Annotated in this window: 25 protein-coding genes; 13 read left to right on the forward strand and 12 right to left on the reverse strand. The window is 37.6% G+C overall.

Annotation, left to right across the window (positions count from 1 at the left end; translation table 11 throughout):
* Nucleotides 1-18 precede the first annotated feature (18 nt).
* The 3 genes from SKC36_RS03380 to purS are packed head-to-tail and all read left to right on the forward strand — an operon-like array spanning nucleotide 19 to nucleotide 1,632.
* Nucleotides 19-660, forward strand: a complete 642-nt coding sequence (locus SKC36_RS03380; RefSeq protein WP_459464588.1) for an MBL fold metallo-hydrolase — start codon at nucleotides 19-21, stop codon at nucleotides 658-660.
* Between the two features lies 1 nt (nucleotide 661).
* A complete protein-coding gene (pssA, locus tag SKC36_RS03385; protein WP_459464591.1) occupies nucleotides 662-1,384 on the forward strand; it encodes a CDP-diacylglycerol--serine O-phosphatidyltransferase in 723 nt (240 codons plus the stop codon).
* Entirely contained in the window at nucleotides 1,381-1,632 is a 252-nt protein-coding gene (purS, locus tag SKC36_RS03390) for a phosphoribosylformylglycinamidine synthase subunit PurS (protein ID WP_459453118.1), read from the forward strand. Before pssA ends, purS begins: the two co-directional genes overlap by 4 nt.
* A 39-nt stretch (nucleotides 1,633-1,671) precedes the next feature.
* Here the strand turns inward: purS and SKC36_RS03395 are convergent, their stop codons facing one another.
* Nucleotides 1,672-2,028 (reverse strand): CoA-binding protein, encoded by a 357-nt coding sequence (locus SKC36_RS03395; protein ID WP_459464593.1) that lies wholly within the window; start codon nucleotides 2,026-2,028, stop codon nucleotides 1,672-1,674.
* Nucleotides 2,029-2,380: 352 nt separating this feature from the next.
* Between SKC36_RS03395 and SKC36_RS03400 the strand changes: the two genes are divergently transcribed.
* Nucleotides 2,381-2,953 carry an NUMOD4 domain-containing protein gene (locus SKC36_RS03400; protein ID WP_459453120.1) on the forward strand — a complete coding sequence of 191 codons (573 nt, stop codon included), beginning with the start codon at nucleotides 2,381-2,383 and terminating at the stop codon, nucleotides 2,951-2,953.
* Nucleotides 2,954-2,988: 35 nt separating this feature from the next.
* Here SKC36_RS03400 and metF read toward each other — a convergent pair whose 3' ends face one another.
* The 3 genes from metF to kdsB form a co-directional block, all read right to left on the reverse strand.
* Entirely contained in the window at nucleotides 2,989-3,942 is a 954-nt protein-coding gene (metF, locus tag SKC36_RS03405) for a methylenetetrahydrofolate reductase [NAD(P)H] (RefSeq protein ID WP_459453121.1), read from the reverse strand.
* A gap of 3 nt (nucleotides 3,943-3,945) precedes the next feature.
* Nucleotides 3,946-7,707: a methionine synthase gene (metH, locus tag SKC36_RS03410; protein WP_459464595.1), complete on the reverse strand. Its 3,762-nt coding sequence runs from the start codon at nucleotides 7,705-7,707 to the stop codon at nucleotides 3,946-3,948.
* A gap of 100 nt (nucleotides 7,708-7,807) precedes the next feature.
* Nucleotides 7,808-8,560, reverse strand: coding sequence for a 3-deoxy-manno-octulosonate cytidylyltransferase (gene kdsB / locus SKC36_RS03415; RefSeq protein WP_459464597.1), 753 nt, complete (start codon nucleotides 8,558-8,560; stop codon nucleotides 7,808-7,810).
* Between the two features lie 72 nt (nucleotides 8,561-8,632).
* Between kdsB and SKC36_RS03420 the strand changes: the two genes are divergently transcribed.
* The 5 genes from SKC36_RS03420 to SKC36_RS03440 all read left to right on the forward strand — a co-directional run bounded on the left by SKC36_RS03420 (nucleotide 8,633) and on the right by SKC36_RS03440 (nucleotide 13,133).
* Nucleotides 8,633-9,388: a hypothetical protein gene (locus tag SKC36_RS03420; RefSeq protein ID WP_459464599.1), complete on the forward strand. Its 756-nt coding sequence runs from the start codon at nucleotides 8,633-8,635 to the stop codon at nucleotides 9,386-9,388.
* Entirely contained in the window at nucleotides 9,378-10,313 is a 936-nt protein-coding gene (locus SKC36_RS03425; protein WP_459464601.1) for a septal ring lytic transglycosylase RlpA family protein, read from the forward strand. The genes SKC36_RS03420 and SKC36_RS03425 overlap by 11 nt, the downstream gene beginning before the upstream one ends.
* Before the next feature lie 170 nt (nucleotides 10,314-10,483).
* Nucleotides 10,484-11,266 carry a TIGR02757 family protein gene (locus SKC36_RS03430; protein WP_459453127.1) on the forward strand — a complete coding sequence of 261 codons (783 nt, stop codon included), beginning with the start codon at nucleotides 10,484-10,486 and terminating at the stop codon, nucleotides 11,264-11,266.
* Entirely contained in the window at nucleotides 11,257-12,216 is a 960-nt protein-coding gene (locus SKC36_RS03435; protein WP_459464604.1) for an aldose epimerase family protein, read from the forward strand. The genes SKC36_RS03430 and SKC36_RS03435 overlap by 10 nt, the downstream gene beginning before the upstream one ends.
* Before the next feature lie 26 nt (nucleotides 12,217-12,242).
* On the forward strand, nucleotides 12,243-13,133 hold the full coding sequence (locus SKC36_RS03440) for a DUF3078 domain-containing protein (RefSeq protein ID WP_459453129.1): 891 nt from the start codon (nucleotides 12,243-12,245) through the stop codon (nucleotides 13,131-13,133).
* A 601-nt stretch (nucleotides 13,134-13,734) separates the two neighbouring features.
* On the opposite strand, the gene SKC36_RS03445 is transcribed toward SKC36_RS03440, so the two are convergent.
* Both SKC36_RS03445 and SKC36_RS03450 read right to left on the reverse strand, forming a co-directional pair.
* Nucleotides 13,735-14,625, reverse strand: a complete 891-nt coding sequence (locus tag SKC36_RS03445; protein WP_459453130.1) for a Ppx/GppA phosphatase family protein — start codon at nucleotides 14,623-14,625, stop codon at nucleotides 13,735-13,737.
* Nucleotides 14,622-14,918, reverse strand: coding sequence for a HesB/IscA family protein (locus tag SKC36_RS03450; RefSeq protein WP_459464606.1), 297 nt, complete (start codon nucleotides 14,916-14,918; stop codon nucleotides 14,622-14,624). Before SKC36_RS03450 ends, SKC36_RS03445 begins: the two co-directional genes overlap by 4 nt.
* 141 nt (nucleotides 14,919-15,059) lie before the next feature.
* Between SKC36_RS03450 and porX the strand changes: the two genes are divergently transcribed.
* Nucleotides 15,060-16,625, forward strand: a complete 1,566-nt coding sequence (gene porX / locus SKC36_RS03455; protein WP_459453132.1) for a T9SS response regulator signal transducer PorX — start codon at nucleotides 15,060-15,062, stop codon at nucleotides 16,623-16,625.
* An 80-nt stretch (nucleotides 16,626-16,705) separates the two neighbouring features.
* On the opposite strand, the gene SKC36_RS03460 is transcribed toward porX, so the two are convergent.
* Together SKC36_RS03460 and fsa are read right to left on the reverse strand one after the other, a co-directional pair.
* Complete coding sequence (locus SKC36_RS03460; RefSeq protein ID WP_459453133.1) at nucleotides 16,706-17,377, reverse strand: cell division ATP-binding protein FtsE; 672 nt, start codon at nucleotides 17,375-17,377, stop codon at nucleotides 16,706-16,708.
* Between the two features lie 8 nt (nucleotides 17,378-17,385).
* Nucleotides 17,386-18,045, reverse strand: a complete 660-nt coding sequence (gene fsa / locus SKC36_RS03465; RefSeq protein WP_223144211.1) for a fructose-6-phosphate aldolase — start codon at nucleotides 18,043-18,045, stop codon at nucleotides 17,386-17,388.
* 181 nt (nucleotides 18,046-18,226) lie between these two features.
* On the opposite strand from fsa, the gene SKC36_RS03470 reads away from it, so the two are divergent.
* Genes SKC36_RS03470 through SKC36_RS03480 form a run of 3 tightly spaced genes read left to right on the forward strand, consistent with a single transcriptional unit; the run spans nucleotide 18,227 to nucleotide 20,260 of the window.
* The gene (locus tag SKC36_RS03470) at nucleotides 18,227-18,958 is read left to right on the forward strand and encodes a tetratricopeptide repeat protein (RefSeq protein WP_459453134.1); all 732 of its coding nucleotides are present in this window, start codon (nucleotides 18,227-18,229) and stop codon (nucleotides 18,956-18,958) included.
* An 18-nt stretch (nucleotides 18,959-18,976) separates the two neighbouring features.
* Nucleotides 18,977-19,336 (forward strand): transmembrane 220 family protein, encoded by a 360-nt coding sequence (locus SKC36_RS03475; RefSeq protein ID WP_459464608.1) that lies wholly within the window; start codon nucleotides 18,977-18,979, stop codon nucleotides 19,334-19,336.
* Nucleotides 19,337-19,339: 3 nt separating this feature from the next.
* Nucleotides 19,340-20,260, forward strand: a complete 921-nt coding sequence (locus SKC36_RS03480) for a sugar phosphate isomerase/epimerase family protein (RefSeq protein ID WP_459453136.1) — start codon at nucleotides 19,340-19,342, stop codon at nucleotides 20,258-20,260.
* 261 nt (nucleotides 20,261-20,521) lie between these two features.
* Here the strand turns inward: SKC36_RS03480 and SKC36_RS03485 are convergent, their stop codons facing one another.
* From SKC36_RS03485 to SKC36_RS03500, 4 genes are all read right to left on the reverse strand, one after another.
* The gene (locus tag SKC36_RS03485) at nucleotides 20,522-21,259 is read right to left on the reverse strand and encodes an outer membrane lipoprotein-sorting protein (protein WP_459464610.1); all 738 of its coding nucleotides are present in this window, start codon (nucleotides 21,257-21,259) and stop codon (nucleotides 20,522-20,524) included.
* 84 nt (nucleotides 21,260-21,343) lie between these two features.
* Nucleotides 21,344-22,564 carry a TCR/Tet family MFS transporter gene (locus tag SKC36_RS03490; RefSeq protein ID WP_459464612.1) on the reverse strand — a complete coding sequence of 407 codons (1,221 nt, stop codon included), beginning with the start codon at nucleotides 22,562-22,564 and terminating at the stop codon, nucleotides 21,344-21,346.
* Nucleotides 22,565-22,584: 20 nt separating this feature from the next.
* On the reverse strand, nucleotides 22,585-23,487 hold the full coding sequence (locus SKC36_RS03495) for a sugar phosphate isomerase/epimerase family protein (protein ID WP_459453139.1): 903 nt from the start codon (nucleotides 23,485-23,487) through the stop codon (nucleotides 22,585-22,587).
* Nucleotides 23,488-23,527: 40 nt separating this feature from the next.
* Entirely contained in the window at nucleotides 23,528-24,274 is a 747-nt protein-coding gene (locus SKC36_RS03500; RefSeq protein ID WP_459453140.1) for a PI-PLC domain-containing protein, read from the reverse strand.

The raw sequence follows: 24,274 nt of genomic DNA on the forward strand, positions 1-24,274 counted from the left end.
ATACAAAATCATTCATCCGTGATATATAAAGAAGTATTTACTTTTAATCCTTTCCAAGAAAACACCTATTTGCTTTGGGATGATGCTGGAAATGGTGTCATATTTGATCCAGGATGCCATAATTATGAGGAAAGAAAGGTCTTGACGGACTTCATCCTTTCAAAGGATATTCAATTAAAGTATTGTCTTAATACCCATGCCCATATTGACCATGTGTTAGGGGTGCATTATATTAAAGAGCAATACAAGGTTCCGTTTGGCTTGCATCCCAAAGATTTACCCTTACTGAATGATGCCGCTAACCGAGCTGCGGTGTATGGTTTCCCTGCCTACCAATCTGTGGAAGTTGACCGCTTGTTGGAAGACAACGAAATTATTGAAATTGGAGAAATGAAGCTTAAGGTGTTATTTGTTCCTGGACATGCTCCTGGTCATGTGGCCTTTTATTTAGAAGAACAAGGGTGGCTTATTGATGGAGATGTATTATTTAGGAGAAGCATCGGAAGGACTGATTTCCCACTTTGTAATCATGCTGATTTAGTCAATAGCATTCAAAATCAGTTGTACGTTCTCCCTGAGGAGACTGAGGTATTTCCTGGTCATGGTGGCAGTACGACCATAGGAATCGAAAAAATTCAAAACCCATTTGTCAGAGCATAAGATGTCTATCAAAAAAGAAATTCCAAATACCTTAACCCTGGGAAATCTATTATCAGGCTGTTTTGGTATTTATTTTGTCATGCAAGGGCATGTCTTATGGGCTTCCTATTGTATTTTACTTTCATTAGTCTTTGATTTCCTAGATGGCTTTTTAGCCAGATTATTACATGCATATTCCGAATTAGGAAAGGAATTAGATTCTTTAGCGGACATGGTTTCCTTTGGAGTATTACCAAGCTTCATGCTTTTTCATTTGGTAGAGGCGAGCTGTGGTACACAATGCTCCGTGGGATTATTTGGATTTTATAAACCTTTTTTGGTCTTCTCCTTGGCCCTTTTTTCGGCCTATCGATTAGCCAAATTCAATATTGATACCAGGCAAGGTGATCAGTTTATAGGCGTACCAACTCCTGCCAATGGAATTGTCATAGCCTCGCTACCACTTATTTTAGAATTTCAACCGGAGTTTAGTGAGTACGTTTTAAACTTTAAAGGATTATTAATTTACTCAGTGATCATGAGTTATTTATTGGTTTGCGAATTGCCTTTAATGGCCTTTAAGTTTAAAACTTGGGATTGGAAAAGCAACCAAATTAAATTCATTTTCCTAGTTTTTTGTGTTGCTGGACTGATTTTCCTTAAATTTGCAGCATTGCCACTGTTAGTAGCATCCTATATCCTCCTGTCGGGAGTTATTTACATACTTAATACCCAAAAAAAATGAAATTTTTAGCTGAAATCAATGTAATGCCTCAAAAAGAAATCCTTGACCCACAAGGTAAAGCTGTACGCATAGGTTTACAAAACTTAGATATTCATCAGGTGGCTGATGTGCGTATTGGCAAACATATTCAGCTACAATTAGAAGCTAATTCAGAGGCTGAAGCCAATGAAATTGTGACGAATGCTTGTAAAAAATTATTAGCTAACTTGATCATGGAAGAATTTGACTTCGTCTTGAAAGCTATATAACTTGATTGGTATCTGTTAGGATCTCCTGGCAGATACCCTTTAAAATTGACCCGTTTGTAATAATACCAAGGTACAGGCTTCTTCAGTCGAAATACCTTCTGCTTCCAAACTTCTTCTTAGCATCTCATTTTCTGTTCCAGGATTAAAAATTACTCGCTTAGGCTGTAGTTGCTTTAAATAGTCCAACAGATTTCCTTGATTTTGTGGTCCTACGTACAAAGTTACGGTATGCACATCGGGCTCCATCCAACCGGGTTGATGTATTTCATGGCCCAATAAATCCCCTTTTTTAGTGCCGACTAATACCAATTCATGAGCCTTTTGATGCAGCATTTGGGCAGCTAGGTAAGCATAACGTTGTGGATTCAAGGAGGCACCGTAAACTAAGACTTTCATAATAAATCAATATATCATAAACCTACCTTTCACCCAAATAAACATCATTCAAATTTAGCTAATGGAAATAACTTCATGTTAGGAATGAGTACAAAAAGAAAAAGGACATTAAGCAATTTTTTGATGCAGAAATTGATATTTTTTACCCAACAAATCAAATTGAAATTTAAATCCCTTATTTGAAAACGACAATCCATTGATTTCAAAAGCAGAACTAATGATTTGAAGAATACCTCAAATAATAGGGATACAATATTAATTATTCTTTTTCGTTTTCAGCTAAACTTTTGCAATTCAAGGAATATCTTTAAATTGCGATTACTACCGTTCTATAATACGTACTATTAATACTATGACCGCCTTAAAAAACTATTGGAATGAGCAATGGAAGCGCATTCCTTTCCCTGAATTTGACAATCAAATTCATTACGAGATCTCTAATTATGGCCGTGTAAAAAGCTTTCAGAATAATCCGGAAGGCGAATTAATACAAGGTTCCATGATTCAAGGATATCGATCCCTAAATATTCGCTTTCAGCAAAAATCCGCTAATCGCTATATCCACAAATTGGTGGCGGAGTGTTTTGTTATGAAAAAAGATGAATCCGACAATTTTGTATTGCACTTGGATCATGACAAGATGAACAACCGAGCTGAGAATTTAGCTTGGGGAAATCGTAGTCTAGTCACGGCGCATAACAAAAACAATCCAAGTGTTATTAATCGTCAAATTCCGAAAAGAACCAAGAATTACAAGTTGACGGAAAGCAAGGTTTTGATGATTAAAAAGATGCTAAAATCGGAGAAGAGTCGATTTAAAATGATCGCAAAACAATTTGGCATTACACATACCCAGCTCAATCGAATTCGTTCGGGTGAAAATTGGAAGCATGTGAAATTGGAAGAGACAGCAAGTGCTATGTAATCATTGAAAGAGCGATTGCAAAATCGCCCTTTCAATTAAAACAAGGCCGAAGCAATCGATCTAACGCTATCTGATTTACTCATGGTATAGAAATGCAAGGCTGGAACACCGGCCTTCATTAATTCTTTGCCTTGCTGAATCGCCCATTCGATTCCTGCTTGCTTAATACCTGCCGAATTGGAAGCCGCCAAAACAGCAGATGATAATGCTTGAGGGATCTCCAAATGAAATATTGCTGGTAAAATCTCTAATTGCTTGACAGTAGCCAATGGCTTAATGCCCGGTATGATGGGAACATGAATATCGTTGGCCCTACATGCCTTCACAAAATCAAAGTATTTTTGATTGTCAAAAAACATTTGCGTAACTACATAGTCAGCACCTGCGTCCACTTTTTGTTTTAAGTATTGAAGATCGGTATCCAAGGAAACTGCTTCAAAATGTTTTTCTGGATATCCAGCGACACCCACACAAAAGTTAGTAGGAAAAGATTCCGTCTCTTCATACAACAATTGCCCCTTATTCATTCGACTAATCTGCGCCACCAATTCATTAGCATAGGCATGTCCACCGCTTTTAGGAATAAATCGATCCTCCCCTTTTTCTTGATCACCCCGTAAGGCCAAGACATTTTCTATCCCTAAGTAATGTAGGTCAATCAAGAAATCTTCTGTTTCCTCTTGGGTAAATCCTCCACAAATAACGTGAGGAACAGCCTCAATTTTAAACTTCTGCATTAAAGCAGCACAGATACCTAAGGTGCCAGGACGCTTACGAATAGGAATTCTTTTTACTTCACCATTTACCTCCTTCTCTACATATTCTTCACGGTGATAAGTAACCTCAATAAAGGGAGGCTTAAACTCCATTAAAGGCTCAATATGGCTCATTAATTCGCCTAAATGCTGCCCTTTAACCGGTGGAATAATCTCAATAGAAAATAAGGTTTTACCTCCTGAATTCTTAAAATACTCGGTAATTTTGGTCATATTCTATGCATCGTAATTTAAAACTGGACTTAACCAACGTTCTATCTCCTCAACCGGCATTTGTTTACGTTGAGCATAATCCTCCACTTGATCTTTGGTAATTTTTCCTAAACCATAATATGTGGATTTAGGATGAGAAAAGTAAAAACCTGAAACTGAAGATGCGGGATACATGGCATAGCTTTCGGTCAACTTAATTCCAATTTGATTTTCAGCATCCAATAATTCAAACAATCGCTTCTTTTCCGTATGATCTGGACAAGCAGGATAACCTGGAGCTGGACGAATGCCCGTATATTTCTCGGCAATCAAATCTTCGTTAGTCAAATCTTCATCACGCTCATAAGCCCAGAATTCTTTACGAACTCGCTCATGCAACAATTCGGCAAAGGCCTCTGCCAAACGGTCTGCTAAAGCCTTGACCATGATGGAATTATAATCATCATGCGCTTTATCGTATTTTTCTAATAGCGCTTCAATACCAATACCCGCGGTTACTGCAAAAGCTCCCACGTAATCGGTAACTCCAGTTTCTAAAGGTGCCACAAAATCACTTAAACAATGATTAGCCAGGTTTGCAGCTTTGACATTTTGCTGACGCAAATGATGAAGCCATTGACTCGAATCAGAATTTTCATCCTTCTTTACAATCTCATAATTCACATGGACATGTTCGCCATGTTTTTCACAAGCTACCTTATTTTCATTGGCCTTAAAATCATGCAAAATTATATCATCACCAAAGGCATTTGCTGGGAAAAATCCTAAGGCAGCTTTAGCTTGTAAGGATTTATCACGTATAATTTCGGCTAATAAATCTTGGGCATCTTGGAATAGCTTTTTTGCTTCATGACCCACCACGGCATCATCAAAAATACGAGGATATTTTCCACTCAATTGCCAAGTGGCAAAAAATGGAGTCCAGTCGATGTATTTAGCAATCTCAGCCAAAGAGTAATCTTCAAAGTATTTTACCCCTAAGAAAGTGGGTTGAAAAGCTTGAAAATCAGACCAATCGATTCCTCTCGATTTTTGTCTAGCTTGGTCAATGGTCAAATAATTTTTCTCTTGCTGACGCGCTGCATGTTGAACACGTATCTGAGCATATTCCTCCTTGATTTCGTTGAATATTTCCTTTTGGGATAATTCGCTTTGTAATAATCTACCTGCCACGGGAACCGAACGTGATGCATCCAATACGTGAATAACAGGTCCATCATAATGAGGATCTATTTTTACTGCGGTATGTAATCGAGAAGTTGTAGCTCCGCCAATCAGCAAAGGAATGGTAAAGCCCATGCGCTTCATTTCTTTTGCCACATAGACCATTTCATCCAAACTTGGAGTAATTAAGCCCGATAAGCCTATGATATCCACTTGATGTTCTTTGGCAGCAGCCAAAATCTTATCACAGGAAACCATGACACCTAAATCAATTACTTCATAATTATTGCAAGCCAACACCACCCCTACGATATTTTTACCGATATCGTGGACGTCGCCCTTTACCGTAGCTAATAAAATTTTTCCTGCAGAAGAGCTCTCTCCTACTTGTTTTTCTGCTTCAATAAATGGTAATAAATAGGCTACCGCCTTTTTCATCACACGGGCAGATTTTACTACCTGAGGCAAGAACATTTTTCCTGCTCCAAATAAATCACCCACCACATTCATTCCATCCATCAAAGGTCCTTCAATAACTTGAATAGGACGCTCAACTAACTTTCTAGCCTCTTCGGTATCTTCATCAATAAACTCAGTTAAACCTTTGATAAGGGCATGCTCTAAACGTTTATTAACAGGTAATTTTCTCCAAGCATCATCTACCACTTGCTCTTTGCCAGAGGATTTAACGGTATCGGCAAAAGCGACTAATTTTTCAGTAGCATCGGGATTTCTGTTAAGCAGAACATCTTCACACAGATCCCTTAAAGGCTGAGAAATCTCATCATAAACGCCTAATTGACTGGCATTTACAATACCCATATCCATACCTGCTTGAATAGCATAATATAAAAATACGGTATGCATCGCCTCTCGAACGACTTCATTTCCACGGAATGAAAAGGAAATATTGGATACACCACCTGATACCTTGGCATAAGGTAGGTTTTTCTTAATCCAGGAAGTTGCTTTAATGAAATCATTGGCATAATTATTATGCTCTTCCATTCCAGTAGCAACCGTCAAAATATTAGGGTCAAAGATGATATCCTGTGGAGGGAAATTTACCACATTGACTAAGATATCATAAGCTCTTTGGCAAATTTCAATTCGACGCTCATAAGAATCTGCTTGACCTTGCTCATCAAAAGCCATTACGACCACAGAAGCACCGTATCGCTTTACTTTTTTAGCTAATTCAATAAAACGCTCTTCTCCTTCCTTAAGGGAAATGGAATTCACTACAGATTTACCTTGAACGCACTTTAATCCCGCCTCAATTACTTCCCATTTGGAAGAGTCAATCATGATGGGTAAGCGGGAGATATCGGGTTCAGACATCAATAAATTGAGGAATTGAGGCATCATTTTAACACCGTCAATCATACCTTCATCAAGGTTGACATCCAAGATTTGAGCACCACCATCTACTTGCTCCCTGGCAATGGCAATAGCTTCTTCAAAATTTTCCTCACGAATCAATCGAGCGAATTTTTTTGAGCCGGTCACATTACAACGCTCACCAATATTGACAAAATTGGTCAATTCGGTAATTTCCAAAGGTTCTAATCCAGAAAGTTTCTGATTTAGGTTTTTAGCTGGTAATTGATGAGGTGGATATTTTGCTGCCGTTTGAGCGATCAAGCGGATATGGTCTGGCGTAGTACCGCAACAGCCTCCAATGATGTTAATGAAGCCATTTTGCAAATAATCCTCAATCACCGCAGCCATTTGTTCTGGACTTTGGTCATATTCACCCATTTCATTTGGCAAACCTGCATTCGGATGAGCAGATACTAAAAATGGTGATTTATCAGAAAGAGTCTTAATATATGGTCGCATTAAATCTGCACCCAAGGCACAGTTTAAACCTACCGACAATAAAGGCATATGGGCAATAGATGCCAAAAATGCCTCTGTAGTTTGACCGGAAAGAGTTCTACCGGAAGCGTCTGTAATGGTCCCTGAGACCATGACAGGTAAATAAGGTTGATTTGGATTTTGCTGAAAATATTGATCTATGGCAAAAAGAGCTGCCTTAGCGTTGAGTGTATCGAATACTGTTTCTACCAAAAGTAAGTCTACACCTCCATCCACTAATCCACGTACTTGTTCTTGGTAGGCCTCAACCAATTCATCAAAAGATACGGCTCTGAAACCAGGATCATTGACATCGGGCGATAAGGAAAGAGTACGGTTGGTTGGCCCAATTGAACCTGCCACATAGCGAGGCTGTTCTGGAGTTTTTAAGCTATACTCATCGGCAACTTCTTTGGCTATCTTGGCTGATTCAAAATTTAATTCGTAAACTAAATCTTCCATGTGATAATCCGCCATGGCAATGGAGGTACCCGAAAAAGTATTTGTTTCTGCTATATCAGCGCCTGCCTCAAAATATTTGGCATGAATTTCCTTGATAACGTCTGGACGTGTAAGGGACAACAAATCATTGTTTCCTTTTACTTCATGAGGAAAGTCTTTAAACCTATCTCCACGATAATCTCCATCTGTTAATTGATACTGCTGAATTAAAGAACCCATAGCGCCATCAAGCACTAAGATTCGATCTTTCAATCGATCTAAAATATTTTGTTTCTGCATATTGATATAAACCTTCTCCGAATCGTACAATAATTCGAATAACCTCTTAAAAATCTTATAAAGATACGCCTTTTGAAGGTCTAGATAAAGAGATATTTATTTAAAGAAAGCCTAATTTCTTAATTTTTTCTAAATCAGAAGGACTATCGATTCCCACGGTTTCGTGTTGGGTTTCGATGAGTTTAATTTGAAAACCATGTTGAAGCCAACGCAATTGTTCCAACATTTCTGCCTTTTCTAAACTAGAAACAGGCAATTGACTAAGAACAGGCAGGACATCTGCCCGATAAGCATAAAGTCCTATGTGTTTAAAAAAGTGATGGTGATCAAACCAATCTTCCGTAGCCACTCCTCGCAAGTATGGAATCGTTTGTCGGGAAAAATACAATGCATTATGTTGTTCATCCATCACCACCTTGGGAACATTGGTATTAAATAAGGTCAATTCATCGTGAATCTCCTTAACCAAAGTTAGAATGGGGGCATTACTTTCAAAACCTGTGCTTAGTTCTAGTAATTGATCAGGATTAATAAATGGCTCATCACCTTGAATATTGACTAAATAATCTACAGGGCTATCCAATTTACTTAAAATTTCGGCGCAGCGATCTGTCCCTGATTGATGTGAGGCATCAGTCATCATCACTTCTGCACCAAACTTTTGAGCTACATCAAATATTCGTTCATCATCCGTGGCAATAATAATTTTCTCCCATCCTGGAACGGAAGCTACTTGATCATAGGTGCGTTGAATCATGGGTTTGCCTCCCAAATCAACCAAAGGTTTTCCGGGAAAGCGTGTAGAAGCATACCTAGCAGGAATGACAGCTACCACTTTTTTGCCTTGCATCATATTCAGATGTACGTTAATTGATAGAATATTGCCAAATTTGCACATTATTTGCCTAGAAACCTTTTGTCTGACTTGAAAAAAAAATTCCAATATCAATTTTCGCAACCCGTTTGGAGCCTAGGCTATTGGGGTAACAAAGAGACTCCCAAACTTTGGATAGAAGCTAAAGATGCCACTGGAGGACATTGGTATTCCTATGATTTCAAGTCCAACGAATTAAGACTTATTTCCAATTTACCAGCTCATAGTAGTCATTTGCAATGGCTCAAAGGCCGTGAAAAGTTAGGGGTATTTGTACGCTTACAGTCAGGAAAAAACCCGGGAATAGAGGCTGTAGAGGCTTACAATTTGTTAGATGGGCAATTACAATATGCCATAGAAAGTCAACAAGCAAAGGAATTATCAGAAGATCAACTGGTAATCCAACAAGGGAAATCGGCTTTGATTTTAGACCTAGATTCTGGTAAAATTCTTTCTAAACAAAGGGAATCAACTGATAGTGAGATGTTTGCATTTGAAAACCCACATCATATAGAAGAAAGTCAAGAACAATTTTCTGCCTTTAAACAATTTTTTAAGCTCAAATTCAGTTTACAGATTGCAAAGGGTTTGGATTATTGGGAAGGCGAGGATAAGCTAATTTTTTCTTATTATCTTTACGATGGTGCATGGAAAAATTACCTTTTGGTCTGTGACAATCATTTCCAAATCATTTTACATGAACTTTTGGAAGAAGGGGAATTGATGGGATATCATACCTTTCAAATTTTCCAAAATCACTTATTATTTATTCAACACAAGCTACAACTAGAAATTTATGAATTTTAAATCATTGATACTCTTCTTCTTTATTTGTTTGGGATTTTCTGCTCAAATAAAAGCCATGACAGTAGATTCTTTGGGCTTAAAAAAAGAAAACAATAAAACTTATGTAGTATTTAAAGTGGGTCCTAAGCAGTCCTTATTCTCGATACTTCGTCGTTATAATTTATCCCTAAGCGAATTCAAACAAGTGAATCCAGAAATTGGGATTCCAGTAAAAACAGGAGAACTGGTGTTTATTCCATTACATTATTTAGAGGAAAGCCCTAGTATTTTAAAAACCATCGACAAACCGAATGAAGTTAGTGTGGCTCCAACCAGCCCTGAAAAAACCGTTGAGGACGGAAATAAATCGGATAAAGGGATTCACATTGTAGCTCGCAGACAAGGTTTATTGACTATTGCCAACATGCATCAGGTGACGATGGCACAAATTAGAAAATGGAATAATTTAACCTCTGATCGTCTTCAAGAGGGACAGCGTTTAATTATTGCGGAACCAAGTGCAAGCAGCATAGACAAGACTTCCTTATTACCTAACAAAACAGAAAAGGTAGCCGAAACCAAGGAAGCTAAAATTGATATGACCTTACCGGCAGCTAAAGAAAATTCAACAGCTGCTGCAAGCGGCACCCCGGAAGGAAGTACGACACAAGAAGGTATTCGCAAGACCATTGAAACGGGTATTGCTGAATTAATTGATGTTCCCGACAATTCTGGTAAATATTTAGCCTTACACAAATCGGCCCCAATTGGAACCTTGGTATTGGTTAAAAACTTGGCAAATAACCAAAGCATTTGGGTTAAAGTGATTGGTCGTTTACCTAACACCGATAACAAGGTAATTATTAAATTATCCCCAAAAGCATTTGAGCGATTAAATGCAGTGGATAAACGTATTAGAGCTGAAATAAGTTATTTAGTTCAATAATATGGCAAAACGGAAAAGACCAATTACAGCAGGAAATGTAGTTTTTGAGGTATTTTTTATCTTATCCTACCCTTTCATAGCTGCATTTTCAGTATTAGTTACCATTTTGGTCTGGATATTTTCTTTACCTTCCAAAATCATAGCTTTCTTTGGTTCCAAAAAATAGAAAGATGCAGGATGATTTAGTCGAGCTATTAAATAAAAAAGTAGCCTTTTTCAATCATCCTAGGTTCATTGAACATGACCCCATTTCGATTCCACACCTTTTTAGTAAAAAGCAGGATATAGAAATCATGGGATTTTGGATTTCCATGCTGGCATGGGGACAAAGAAAAACCATTTTACAAAAGGGACGGGAGTTGATTGATTTGATGGATGGAGCTCCTTATGATTTTGTTTTACAACATCAGGAAAAGGATCTTCAACGCTTCGAGCAATTTAAACATCGGACTTTTAATTATACAGACACCTTATATTTTCTTTCCTTCTTTCGGAATCATTATCAGCAGTATTCCAGTTTGGAAGAGGCCTTTGTGCTAGGAAATTTTAATACAGAAAACTCCGATATAGAAGAAGCATTAAATGGCTTTTATCGCTATTTTTTTGAGCCATCTTGGGCTCCCGAACGCACGAAAAAACATGTATCTGCTCCCGTGAAAAACTCCGCCTGTAAGCGCTTATGTATGTTTTTACGATGGATGGTACGAAAAGACCAGGCTGGAGTGGATTTTGGAATTTGGTCAAAAATAGCACCTCATCAATTAATTTGTCCCTTGGATGTACATTCGCAGCGAACTGCGGAAAGGTTACACTTGGTTTCTCCTGGACCTACCCATTGGAAGAAAGCGGTAGAACTAACACAAGTATTAAAACAATATAATTCAACCGATCCTGTACAATATGACTTTGCCTTGTATGGTATGGGAATAGAGGAAAAAACGCTATGGAAATAAATTTTATCGATTCACCTGATGGCCGAGTAGTTCAATTGCGCAATCCCGCGACTGGTGAATCAGCTGAAATACTAGCAGACCTAGGGGGAGCCTTAAAAAGCTTATATGTCAGTTTTGCTGGTAAATTAGAAAACATCATTGCTATCCCTCAATCGAAGCAATTTTCAATGAGGGACAATGATTTATACCCAAGTGCTTTACTATGCCCTTGGGTAAACCGTGTCAGAAACGGTAATTACTCATTCTTGGGAAAGAACTATCAATTACCCATCAATGAAAAGGCCTTGGGTAATGCCATACATGGATTTCTTGCTAGAAGGCCTTTTGAATTGGGGAAACAAGTATGTACTGATGGATTTGCCAAGATTTCTTTAATTTACAACTATGAGGGAGATTATGAAGCCTACCCCTTCCCTTTTGTGTTTGAATGGGAATTTAGCTTAGGTCAGGAAGGAATTTTAGATGTTTCTATGAAATGTACTAATTCAGGTGAGGGTGAAATGCCTTTTGCATGCGGTTGGCATCCCTATTTTCAAATTCCAGGAACTGATTTAGCAGATTATCATATATACTTTCAGGGTAAAAGCCGCTTTTTATCTGATTCACAAATGATTCCAATGAAAGAAGAATTGATGGAAATGACAAAAGGCCTATCCTTTAGAATCCAAGAAATAGACCACGTTTTTCGATTGAACCCAATGGATATCCACTTGACTGAATTGGTGGACACGAAGCAAAAAAGAGCCTTATTTGTTCAGCAGTCTAGTAAACTTTTTCCGTTTTTAGTAATCTTTGCCCCTGCCAATGAAAATTGTGTCGCTATTGAGCCCATGACAGCTAATACGGATGCTTTTAATACCTTGGATGGATTGATTCAATTAAAATCAGGAGATTTTTTTCAAGGAAATGTACAAATTTGGGTAGGAAATCCGTTAGAGCTCACAAGGTAGAACAATCAATTTTGTACATTTGTCACATGAAGGTCCATTTACTCCTAATATTCACTAGCATTTTTATTGCTTTTCAGTCGATGGCCTCGATGAAGCCTGACAGTGTCGTTAGAAAATGGAAGCAGGAATTTACCACTGGTATCAATTTAAATCAATCAAGTTTTAGTGATAATTGGAAAGGAGGAGGAACCAATACCTTTGCAACGGGTTGGTATTTAAATCATTCCGCCAGTGTGCAAAATAATTCTTGGCGTTTAGCGAGTGATTTACAAATGCAAGTAGGTTTCCTACAAAATAGAACCCAAAGTTTACGTAAAAACGTAGATCGCATATTTTATGAATTTAAAGCGGGTTATCGAATTAGTCCAAAATGGGATTATTATGGTTCAACCAACTTTCAAACTCAATTTTTTCAAGGATTTGAATACAATAAAAAGAACAGCTTAGGGATTCCTGTGGATTCTATCACTTCATCTATTTTTGCTCCTGCTTATTTGACTACCTCCATGGGTTTTGAATACCATCCTCAAAAAGCATTTTATACCCGATTTGGTATTGGTAGTTTACGTCAAACTTTTGTTTTGGATGAACGAATCTCTAGGGCAGGTTTATATGGTTTGCAAAAACCTGGAGATAATATTCGAAATCAATTTGTATTCCAATTTTTGGCCAACGTCGACAAAAATATTTTTGAAAATGTCAACCTTAAGGCCCGCTATTCAGCCCTTATGGACTATTTTAGATTTGGTGTGTCCAACGGTATTGTACATCGGTTTGATGCCAATTTGACCATGAAGGTAAATAAATACTTGAGTACCAATGTGCAAGCCGTTCTATTTCGAGACTATGACCAAGACCCTAATTGGCAGTTTTCACAAATTCTTTCTATGGGCTTGTTGTATAAAATAACTAAATAGTTATTAGTTGCTAGGGATTAGTTATGAGAGAAATGGAGAATGGAGGATGGAGAATGGAGAATTTAGAATGTAGAATGTAGAATGTAGAATGAAGAATGGAGAATGTAGAATGTAGAATGAAGAATGTAGAATGGAGAATGAAGAATGTAGAATGTAGAATGTAGAATGAAGAATGGAGAATGTAGAATGTAGAATGAAGAATGGAGAATGTAGAATGAAGAATGTAGAATGGAGAATGAAGAATGTAGAATGAAGAATGTAGAATGGAGAATGAAGAATGTAGAATGAAGAATGAAGAATGAAGAATGAAGAATGAAGAATGAAGAATGTAGAATGGAGAATGAAGAATGTAGAATGTAGAATGTAGAATGAAGAATGGAGAATGGAGAATGGAGAATGGAGATTGAAGAATGTAGAATGGAGAATGTAGAATGAAGAATGTAGAATGTAGAATGGAGAATGTAGAATGTAGAATGAAGAATGTAGAATGTAGAACGTAAATAAAATTAAATACAAAAATCTAACCACTAAGATCTAAGAACTAAACACTAAGACCTAAACACTAAGACCTAAGAACTAAAAACTAACCCCTAAATCTCCCCTATTTTTTTCGTTGTAAATAGCGATCATACAAAAGCTGGATGATTCCGTCTTTAAGGCCTAAATCTGGCACAAAAATCTCCTCACAACCTGCCGTTTTCATGGCTGCCAAATAAATGGAAGCTGCGGGAACAATAACGTCTGCACGGTCCGTATTAAGACGTAATTTATGTACCCTTTCTTCATAAGTAAATGACGCTACATAATCAGAAATACGCTGCAATTCAGTGAATTGCATCATTTTAGATTCATTTACCTTTTCTGAAATATTGTACAACTTACTTATATTACCACCTGTACCCACGGCAATCATTTGTCCTGGAATATCCATTTTTTGCTGGGTAATCCATTTTTGCATTTTCTCCCAGTCGCCTTCCTTTTCCTTTCCTTCTAATAGACGAACAGAGCCTATTTTAAATGATTTAGAAGCTAATTTTTGACGATTTCGATAAATATTTAATTCGGTGGAACCACCGCCTACGTCAATGTGCAAGTAATTTTTCTTGGGATGTAAAGATTGTACCACCACATCATTGATCAACTCTGCTTCTCTACTTCCATCAATCACATTGATCTTCATATCCAAAATTTTATGAATGCGAGTAATGATATCTGGGGCATTGGAGGCTTCACGCATGGCAGAAGTAGCACAAATGGCATAATCTTTCACTTCATGCAAGTCCATCAATAATTTATAGGCATGTAATAACTTAAAAATTCTAACTTCTGAATCAGGAGAAATGACCCCATCTATAAAAACATCATGCCCTAGACGCAAGGCAAAGCGAACATATTCAATACGTTTGAAACTAATGACACCGTCATTTTCCAAGACACTAGAAATTTGTAGGCGGGCAGCATTGGAACCAATATCAATAGCAGCAAATTTCATGAGACAGTAGGTTTATGTAAATAAAATCCATTGGCACGCGCTTCAAAATCTATTTCTGTACCAAGAACAAAAAGTAATTGTCGGCGGTCTATCAATAAAGGTATGTCATCAATCAGATATTCTTCGTCAAATTCTGTTTTTGAATCAAAGCCCAAAACATAGGTTCCCCCGCAGGTCCCTCCTTTCATACCAACTCGAATGAAGGGCTCGGGCATTTTACCTTCCTGAACCAATGGCCGTAAATTCGCTTTGGCACTTTCAGTAAATCGAACGGGAGCATCTGTATTAGGCATGGAAAAAAATGATTACCAAGACAAAATTAGCTAATTTTAGGTGACCAAAACCTAGATTGTCCATTTAACAAAAATTAAATTTTTGATAGGACAATAATTCATGATGAGAAGGGTTAAGGGAAAAGAATAAAATTATACCATATGACGTATTCGATACTTTGGGCTGACGACGAAATTGATTTATTAACCCCTTACATACTTTTTCTTGAAAATAAAGGTTACCAAGTGACGACCGTTAATTCGGGAGCTGATGCCTTAGAATTAGTAGAAAAACAAAAATTTGATGTGCTATTTTTGGATGAAAACATGCCAGGAATGTCAGGTTTGGAAGTCCTTATTTCCATCAAACAAATCAGACCCAATCTTCCTGTGATTATGATTACGAAATCCGAAGAGGAAGAATTGATGGAAGATGCCATTGGTTCAAAAATTGCGGATTACCTAATTAAACCCTTAAATCCCAACCAATTACTACTTTCCGTCAAACGCATTTTTGACAAAAAAAGATTGGAAGAAGAAAAAACGAACATCAGTTATCAGCAAGAATTCAGGGCTTTATCCTTACAATATCAGGATCAATTGAGTGCCAAAGAATGGGCGGATATTTATAAAAAACTTTTGTATTGGGAGCTTGAAATTGACAAGACTGAAAATAAGTCCATGGCTGAAGTTTTAAGTAGTCAAAAATCAGAAGCTAATGTACATTTCAGCAAGTTCATTGAGAATTCTTATGAAAACTGGCTTCAAAAACCAGATTCTGAGACGCCTATTTTGTCGCATTTGATGATGCGAAAATATGTTTTTCCTAAACTGAAAGAAAAAAGCCCCTTATTCTTTATTCTGGTAGACAATTTACGTTTTGATCAATGGAAAATTTTGGAAGGATTTATTCAAGAATATTTCCAATTGGAACAAGAGGAGACCTATTATTCCATTTTACCTACCACTACCGCCTATGCCAGAAATGCGATTTTTGCGGGTATGATGCCTTTAGAAATTCAGAAAAATTATCCAGATAAATGGGTTTTTGACTTAGGGGATTCGGAAGATGAAGAAGGATTTAATCAATATGAGGAGTTCTATTTACAGGAGCAATTAAAACGATTAAGAATCAATGCCAAGGCATCGTATCATAAAATCATACATCAATATCAAGGTAAAAACTTGGTAGATAATTTTAGTAAGTTATTAACCAATGACTTAAATGTTATTGTGTACAATTTTGTGGACATGCTTTCTCATGCCAGAACGGATATGGCTATGATTAAGGAATTAGCCCCGGATGAGTCAGCATATAGAAGCTTAACGGTGAGTTGGTTTTTACACTCGCCCCTTTTTGATTTATTAAAACGAATAGCTGATAAAAAAGGAAGGGTGATTATTACTACGGATCATGGCATGATTCGCGTGCAGAATCCCATCAAAATTGTTGGCGACAGAACAACCAACACTAATTTAAGGTACAAGCAGGGGAAAAATCTAAATTGGGATAATTCCAATAAAATGATGGTTTCACGAAAGCCAGAACAATTATTCTTACCAAAACCTAATGTATCAACTACCTATGTGTTTAGCAAAGAGGATTATATGTTCGCTTATCCCAACAATTACAATCATTATGTAAACCACTACCGAAATACATTTCAGCATGGAGGAATCTCCTTGGAGGAATGCATCATACCGGTCGTGTATTTAACCGGTAAATAAGTAGTCATACTTATTCGAAAATACAAAGGGCCCAATGGAACATACATCCATTGGGCCCTTTATTTTTTTTTTCTAAAATTTTAAAGGCTTTCTACCGGAAAAATATTTCCGCTTTCACATTTAAGGAATCGCCCTGGTACTTGCCGCATGGTGTTATAATCATGACTTGCCATCAAAATCGCAGTGCCTTGTTGGTTCAACTGCTTAAACAATTGCATGATTTCCAATGAAACTTCTGGATCTAGGTGTCCCGTTGGCTCATCGGCCAAAAGTAGAACGGGTTTATTTAAAATGGCCCTAGCAATACAAATGCGCTGTTGTTCTCCACCAGAAAGTCGGTGTACCCTTTTTTGAATGGCATTACTCATCCCAACTTGCGCTAAAACTTGTTCTATTCTAAACCGTATCTCTTCTGGATTGGTATGTCCTGTAGCTTCCAAAACAAATGAAAGATTCTTTTCTACATTACGATCTGTTAGTAGCTGAAAGTCTTGAAACACAAATCCAAGTTTACGACGTAGAAAAGGAACATCCTTAGGCTTAATGTCATTTAATGAATAGCCGGCTACTTTTGCTAGGCCTAATTCAATAGGAAGTTCTGCATAAATGGAGCGAAACAAGGTACTTTTTCCGCTACCTGTTTTACCTATTAAATAGGCGAATTCCCCTTCATTCATCTCCAAATTGATATTTTGCAAGGTTGGAATACCATCTTGCAAAATAGTAACATTTTCAAAGGATAGAACGGCCATAGCTTTCTTTATTTATTCTTTGCTTTTTCGTGATCAGCCAAGAAGGTAGCCAAGCCGCTATCAGTTAATGGATGTTTTAATAAAGCTAGAATGGCAGATAAAGGTCCTGTCATTACATCGGCACCCACTTCAGCACAATTAATGATGTGCATAGGGTGGCGAACCGAAGCAGCTAAAATTTCTGTTTCGAATTCGTAATTATCATAAATCAATCGAATTTGCTCGATTAATTGAATACCATCATATGAGATATCATCTAAGCGACCAATAAAGGGGGAAACGTAGGTTGCACCCGCTTTTGCAGCTAATAGCGCTTGGCCTGCTGAAAAAACTAAGGTACAATTGGTTTTGATACCGTGGTCAGAAAAATATTTTAAGGCCTTTACGCCATCTTTAATGATAGGAATTTTAACTACAATTTTTTCGTCCAATTCAGCTAACTCTTCTCCTTCCCGAATCATTCCGGCAAAATCTGTTGCAATTACCTCAGCAGAAACATCACCATCCACAATATCGCAAATCGCTTTGTAATGCTTTAACACCTGATCTTTCCCACTGATGCCTTCCTTGGCCATCAAGGATGGATTCGTGGTAACACCATCTAAAATACCTAAGTCTTGTGCTTCTTTAATGTGCTCTAAATTAGCTGTATCTATAAAAAATTTCATGGGATGGATTGGTTTGAACAAAAAAATGGCAAATTCACCGCTACAACCAACTTACCCTTGCTTCGATCAAGACCTGGGGGATTCAGCGGGAGCTGGTAATTTGCCACTGCAAAGATAATAAAAAATGCCCCTTTTTTCAAAATACATACCGATATTTTCAGGCTAGGCATTAACTTTGAACATGCTTTCATTCAACACATCTTACCTAAAATCCTGGACCCTAGTTAGCTGTCTATTTTTGGCCCTTGTTTCTTCCTGTTCATCTTCTGCAAATGAGTGGTTAGAAGAGGCTAAATCACGCTTAAAAAAAGGCGAACTAGTCTCTGCCCGAGAGGCATTGAAAAAATCCATAGAGAAAAACCCGGGATTAGCTGAAGCATACAATATGCTTGGGGTAATTGATTTCCAAGAAAAAAAATATGAAGAAGCCGAGAGCAATTATATCAAGGCGACGGAGTTAAAACCTTCCTTATATCAAGCCCAACTGAATTTAGCGGCTGTTCGAATGGAAAAATCCAATTGGGAAAAAGCATTAGCTCCTTTGGAGATTGCCATCAAAAACTCGCCAGATTCTGCCTCTGCCTATCTTCAAAGGGGAATTGTATGGGCTGCATTGGCCAAACCTCAACAAGCCATTGCGGATTTTAGCACTTGTTTGTCTAAAAACCCGAGCGAAATAAATGCTTTGTATAACCGAGGAAATATATATTATCAAGGAAATAACCTGACAGAGGCAGCCAAGGACTTTGAGAAATCTGTAGAAATTAATCCTACATTTGGAAAAGGTTATTATGCTTTAGGACTGAGTTTATACCAACAAAAATTGAACGAAAAAGCATGTTTAGCCTTCCAGCAAGCTGGAAAACTGAATTATCCGGGAGCCAAAGAGGCTGTCCATAAATTATGTGAATAATACCTAAACCTTATCCTTATGAATAAAGCATTTTTGATTTCTGGCAGTCTTTTTACACTCATATTCATATTGTTTGCCTATTGGCAACTAAATGACCCAGATCCAATCTTATGGGTACCGATTTACCTAATACCTACTTATACTTCTTTTAAAGCGATAAGCGGAAAAGTAAACTCGGAATTAATGGTCATTTTGTTCTTACTTTCGGGTGTGGCGGGCTTACAAACCTGGGTTGAAATGACAGCCTGGGAAGGATTTATGACAGATGGGTTAAGTATGAAAACCATCAATCAGGAATTAGCCCGTGAGGCTGTGGGGCTATGGATAACTACTTTATCTTTTGCTACCTTTTATTTATTGGATAAAAAATACAATTAATACATGCTTGATTTAGGATTTGTTTCAGCCATTCTTCCGAACAAAACATTGTGGGAAGTATTAGATTTTGCTCATGCCCAACAATTTGCTTGTGTAGAAATCATGTGCTGGCCCTCCAGCAATGCCGATACACGTCGATATGCAGGAGTTAGCCATATTTCGGTTGATAGCCTCTCTCAGGAGGAATTATTAGCCTTAAAAGCTCAATTAGCTTTGCATCCAGTTAAAATCTCAGCATTAGGGTATTATCCTAACCCAATGGATCCTAATGAAGAGCAAGCCTTGTTTTATCGGGAACACATCAAAAAGGTAATAAAAGCAGCTGCAGTTTTAGGCATTGGGAACGTGAATACCTTCATTGGAAGAGACTATACTAAAAATGTGGCTTATAATATTGGGAAATTCACAGAGGTTTGGCCTGAAATTATTGCATTAGCTGATTCATTAAATGTAAAAATTGGCATTGAAAACTGCCCTATGTTCTTCACAGATGATGAATGGCCTGGTGGAAAGAATTTGATGACAACACCAAAAATTTGGGATCAATTATTCAGCATCATTCCATCCACCAACTTTGGTTTAAATTATGATCCTTCGCACATGGTATTCCAAATGATGGATTATACCTATCCTATCTATCATTATGCGGAAAAATTACATCATATTCACTTGAAGGACGTAAAGGTTTACCCAGAAAAATTGAATCGAGTGGGGATTTTAGCTAATCCATTGGAATATCATTCCCCTAAAATTCCTGGTTTAGGAGATATTCATTGGGGTAAATTTATTTCGGCGTTAAATGATGTAAGATATCGTGGACCGATTGTCATTGAGGTGGAGGATAAAGCTTATGAAGGTTCCGATGAAGACATTGAAAAGGCCATATTAAGTGCTAGAAATCATATCCAGCAATTTTTACCTTAGATTTGAATAGGGTCCCGAGGATTTAAATCCTCGGGAATCATAAAAAACGACCCAAAATTGATCAAAATTCAATAAGAAGCCGAGGATTTAAATCCTCGGCCACCATAAAAAAACGGCCCAAAATTGAGCAAAATTCAATAAAAAAGCCGAGGATTTAAATCCTCGGCCATCATAAAAACGGCAGAAAATTGACCAAAATTCAATGAAAAAGCCGAGGATTTAAATCCTCGGCTTCTTTATTGAATCTCCGATTCCCACCAATTATTTTTTCGCTGGCTTAACAAAAATTGAAGCTTCTAATTTAGGGTTTATTTCTATGGAAGTCGTATCTACCTGCATGGTTCCTCCGCCCATAGGGTTTGCTGTTTCAACAGAAAAAGGAAAATATAAGCCATCTACCGCTTTATAATTAGAGAATTTCAATTCAGTATCGACGGCTTGTCCGCCCAAGTTAACCTTTGCGGCAAACTTTAAGACTAAATAAGTGCTCGCAGAAAGATAAACAGTTCCTACATCACCATCTTTTTTAGTAATCTGAATAACATAGACATCAGCCCCATCCATCTTTTCTTTATTCACCAAATCAATTTTGCTACCTTCAGCTTTAGCGGTTAGTAATAAAGATCCAATAGCTTCTTGGTTCTTACTTACTTTAATCATCTCCTTAGGCATATCCTCAGGCTCACCAGAACCTCCCATCATCTGCGGACGAATCCACCAGCCACTTTCCCCTTCCACTACTTGCACCATTTTATTGCCCATTACCTCTATTTCTGAACGAAAGGCCTTTCCGACCAATATTGACGATTTGGACTGAATCTCCATACCTTGAATGGTAAACTTGGTATTTTGCACCAGGGTTTTTACTTTATTCCACTTATCCAATCCACCCATGGCTTCTTGGTGCTTGGCTAAAATCTCGTCGACAGTTTGTGCCGAAACAGCAAACGAACTGACACAGATGGCAATGATTGCCCATAAATAAACGAATTTTCTCATGATTAGAGTTTTATTTGATCTCAAAAATAGCTGATTGTAGACTATTGGAGAAATCATTCATCCCCTGAATCTGCCAATTATCAATTAAATTCTTTTTCTAGAAGATATGGAGGACAATACAACAGCAAGTCCTATAAAAACAAGAATACCTGCAATAAAAAAAGCTGCTCCAGGAAATTGTATGGGTGCTGTGGTAGAAGTAAAATAAGCGAAAAGATTAGAGGCAACCAAAGGACCTAAAATGGTAGTAATGGATTGCAAACTAGTTAAACCTCCTTGTAACTCACCTTGAGCATCAGGGCCTACTTGCTGGGTAATCATACTTTGTAAAGCTGGTCCCGCAATACCACCCAAGCCAAATGGTACCATAAATACATACATCATCCAAGATTTAGTGGCATAAGCAAACAAGAAAAACCCTAAGCCATACATCATTAAACCATATAGAATGGCCCGCTTATCACCCAATTTGGGCATGATAAAACGAGATAATCCTCCTTGAACAATGGCGACTATGGCCCCAACAAATGCCAAAGAATAGCCTACTTCAGTAGGAGACCATGAAAAAACTTTCATGGTAAAATATGACCACGTGCTTGGATGAGCTTGACCAGCTAATTGCAAACAAAAATAGCCTCCTACTAAGCCAGTTATCAATGGATATCGAGTGAAAATCTTCAATGACCCCAAAGGATTGGCCCGGGTGATATCAAACTTTCTTCGATTTTCTAGCGCTAAAGATTCTGGTAATACAAAATATCCATACAAGGCATTTAGCAAAGTCAATATAGCCGAAGCATAAAATGGAACCGTCACGCCATAGCTACCCAAAAATCCTCCTACGGCAGGTCCAATAATAAAACCTATACCAAAGGCCGCACCCACCATCCCAAAATTCTTGGCCCGATCTTCAGGCTTGGAAATATCTGCAATGTATGCCTGTGCCGTTGTAAAACTAGCACCAGTTATGCCCGAAAATATTCGGGCCAAAAACAACCACAATAAATTGGGAGCCAAAGCAGAAATTAAATAGTTTAAACTAAAGCCAAGTAAAGAGATTAAAATGATTGGTCTGCGCCCAAATTGATCCGATACCCCCCCTAAAACAGGTGAAAATAAGAATTGCATGATGGCATAGGAAGCCATCATCCAACCGGAATATTGCGAAGCGGAACTTAAATCACCTCCTGTAAAACTCGAAATCAAGGTTGGCATGATAGGTACAATTAAACCTATCCCTAACACATCGATAACTAATGTTATAAAAATGAATAAAATACTTGCTGAACCTTTTTTTCGAGCCATATTATACTATTTGAGGCATGTTAGTCAAAATGGTATTTTATGGTATCGCGTAAAAAGTCTCGACTAATTGTTCCACATTGTAAGGGAGATTTAGCCTTATCAGGCACACCATCCAATTCTACAATGGCCCATCCTTTGAACTTGATTTTACGCATATTATTGAAAATGCCTTTCATATCTACTTTCCCTTGTCCAAGCTCCACAAACTTATAGGAAGAAGGATTAGCTTCTTGTCCTTTGATAGGACTCTCCACATCTTTGATATGGAATGAATGAATGATATTCTTGTATTTCAAAACTGCATCTGCAGGCTTTCCTCCTCCTTGATGGTAGTGCGCTACATCCAACAATAATCGTAAGTAAGCTGGATTCATACTTTTTACCAAAATATCGACTTCTTCTGGAGTTTCTCCAAATTGGTTCATGTGATTATGGTAAGTCGCTTGTACGCCCACCTCTTTTGTTCTTCTACCAATTTCATTCATCACCTCAGCTAATTTCACCAAATCCTCTTGACTAGGTGTTTCACCCTTTTTTCTAAGGCTGTTAGTCAATTGTATGGAATCACCACCCAAAGCTTTTACAAACTTAGCATGATTTACATGTTGCTCGATGGAGGCAGGAACTTTGGCAGGATCAATCTCCACGTTTCCACTTGAAAACATCACCAATTGAAGTTTAGAGGCGTCCAATAAGGCCTTTAATTCCTGTGGATTATCTTTGTATTTGGTGTAAGAATTGGCTCTTAATTGAATTCCTTTGAATCCTAATGAGGCAATATCTACTATGGCTTGTTCATCTTTACCTCCCCAAGTAATGGCTGAATAACCCATTTTAAAGGAAGAATCCGCCTTCATAGCAGGAAATGAAGCCATTAAGGCTAATAAAGAACTTTGTTGTAGAAACTCTCGACGCTTAATCATGGTTGTAGGTTTATTAGGTAAAGCTAGGGTTTTGTCAAATCTACTTAACGGCTAATCGTAAGAAATCAGCTAATTCGCTTAAATGATCCGTGCCAATATAATCCACACCTAAATCATATAAAGTTTGATATCCGATTAAACTGTCTGGCGTGGCCCATAATCTCAATTTTCTTCCTTGAGCATGTACTCGGTCGACATAGGCTTTTAACTTTTCTTTCAACTCCGGACTAATGGGCCCCTGTCCACTCCATGCACCAAATTTATACAATGACTCACTTTCTAAGATAACTCGATTACCCAAGCCTGCAGGATAAGTTTCTGTCGACCGCCCATCGAAAGTAATCCATGTAGGATACAAAACATAATTTTTTATGGCTGGTCTATTTCCTGAAATAACAATCCGCAAACCTCGTTTGATAAACAAGTCTTTATGAGGTTCCAATGCCTTAATCAAGACAGGCAAGGTAGAATCTGCACTTGTTTTGAAATCAATTAAAAATTGATGAAAATTCCCTTGTTTGTTTTCTGATAAGACTTTAACAATGGGGTCAATATACAAGGTTTTAAGCGTTCTGTCTGCCTTTACATCTTTTACATCATGGGCTACTAATAACTCTCCTTTGATGGAATAAACATCTGCCTCAATCGAACCAAATCCTAAATTATATGCTTCGTAAAAGGGCTTCGTATGCTCATAATCATTGTGCGCATGTGCTTTCAATAAGGCTTTTTGAGCTACCAAATGATTGGCAAATAGGCAAAGCAAAAACCCGAAAAATACTTTCAT

The sequence above is a fragment of the Aquirufa sp. OSTEICH-129A genome, assembly GCF_054558355.1.

Excerpts from the sequence above, each read along its gene's own strand:
- SKC36_RS03445 (WP_459453130.1), bottom strand. The coding sequence starts at position 14,625 with ATGAAATTTGCTGCTATTGATATTGGTTCCAATGCTGCCCGCCTACAA.
- SKC36_RS03480 (WP_459453136.1), top strand. The coding sequence starts at position 19,340 with ATGCTTGATTTAGGATTTGTTTCAGCCATTCTTCCGAACAAAACATTG.
- SKC36_RS03495 (WP_459453139.1), bottom strand. The coding sequence starts at position 23,487 with ATGATTAAGCGTCGAGAGTTTCTACAACAAAGTTCTTTATTAGCCTTA.
- SKC36_RS03440 (WP_459453129.1), top strand. The coding sequence starts at position 12,243 with ATGAAGGTCCATTTACTCCTAATATTCACTAGCATTTTTATTGCTTTT.
- porX (WP_459453132.1), top strand. The coding sequence starts at position 15,060 with ATGACGTATTCGATACTTTGGGCTGACGACGAAATTGATTTATTAACC.
- fsa (WP_223144211.1), bottom strand. The coding sequence starts at position 18,045 with ATGAAATTTTTTATAGATACAGCTAATTTAGAGCACATTAAAGAAGCA.
- pssA (WP_459464591.1), top strand. The coding sequence starts at position 662 with ATGTCTATCAAAAAAGAAATTCCAAATACCTTAACCCTGGGAAATCTA.
- SKC36_RS03450 (WP_459464606.1), bottom strand. The coding sequence starts at position 14,918 with ATGCCTAATACAGATGCTCCCGTTCGATTTACTGAAAGTGCCAAAGCG.
- SKC36_RS03400 (WP_459453120.1), top strand. The coding sequence starts at position 2,381 with ATGACCGCCTTAAAAAACTATTGGAATGAGCAATGGAAGCGCATTCCT.
- SKC36_RS03395 (WP_459464593.1), bottom strand. The coding sequence starts at position 2,028 with ATGAAAGTCTTAGTTTACGGTGCCTCCTTGAATCCACAACGTTATGCT.
- SKC36_RS03435 (WP_459464604.1), top strand. The coding sequence starts at position 11,257 with ATGGAAATAAATTTTATCGATTCACCTGATGGCCGAGTAGTTCAATTG.
- SKC36_RS03485 (WP_459464610.1), bottom strand. The coding sequence starts at position 21,259 with ATGAGAAAATTCGTTTATTTATGGGCAATCATTGCCATCTGTGTCAGT.
- metF (WP_459453121.1), bottom strand. The coding sequence starts at position 3,942 with ATGACCAAAATTACCGAGTATTTTAAGAATTCAGGAGGTAAAACCTTA.
- kdsB (WP_459464597.1), bottom strand. The coding sequence starts at position 8,560 with ATGATGCAAGGCAAAAAAGTGGTAGCTGTCATTCCTGCTAGGTATGCT.
- SKC36_RS03500 (WP_459453140.1), bottom strand. The coding sequence starts at position 24,274 with ATGAAAGTATTTTTCGGGTTTTTGCTTTGCCTATTTGCCAATCATTTG.
- SKC36_RS03430 (WP_459453127.1), top strand. The coding sequence starts at position 10,484 with ATGCAGGATGATTTAGTCGAGCTATTAAATAAAAAAGTAGCCTTTTTC.
- metH (WP_459464595.1), bottom strand. The coding sequence starts at position 7,707 with ATGCAGAAACAAAATATTTTAGATCGATTGAAAGATCGAATCTTAGTG.
- SKC36_RS03470 (WP_459453134.1), top strand. The coding sequence starts at position 18,227 with ATGCTTTCATTCAACACATCTTACCTAAAATCCTGGACCCTAGTTAGC.
- SKC36_RS03490 (WP_459464612.1), bottom strand. The coding sequence starts at position 22,564 with ATGGCTCGAAAAAAAGGTTCAGCAAGTATTTTATTCATTTTTATAACA.
- SKC36_RS03425 (WP_459464601.1), top strand. The coding sequence starts at position 9,378 with ATGAATTTTAAATCATTGATACTCTTCTTCTTTATTTGTTTGGGATTT.
- SKC36_RS03475 (WP_459464608.1), top strand. The coding sequence starts at position 18,977 with ATGAATAAAGCATTTTTGATTTCTGGCAGTCTTTTTACACTCATATTC.
- purS (WP_459453118.1), top strand. The coding sequence starts at position 1,381 with ATGAAATTTTTAGCTGAAATCAATGTAATGCCTCAAAAAGAAATCCTT.
- SKC36_RS03460 (WP_459453133.1), bottom strand. The coding sequence starts at position 17,377 with ATGGCCGTTCTATCCTTTGAAAATGTTACTATTTTGCAAGATGGTATT.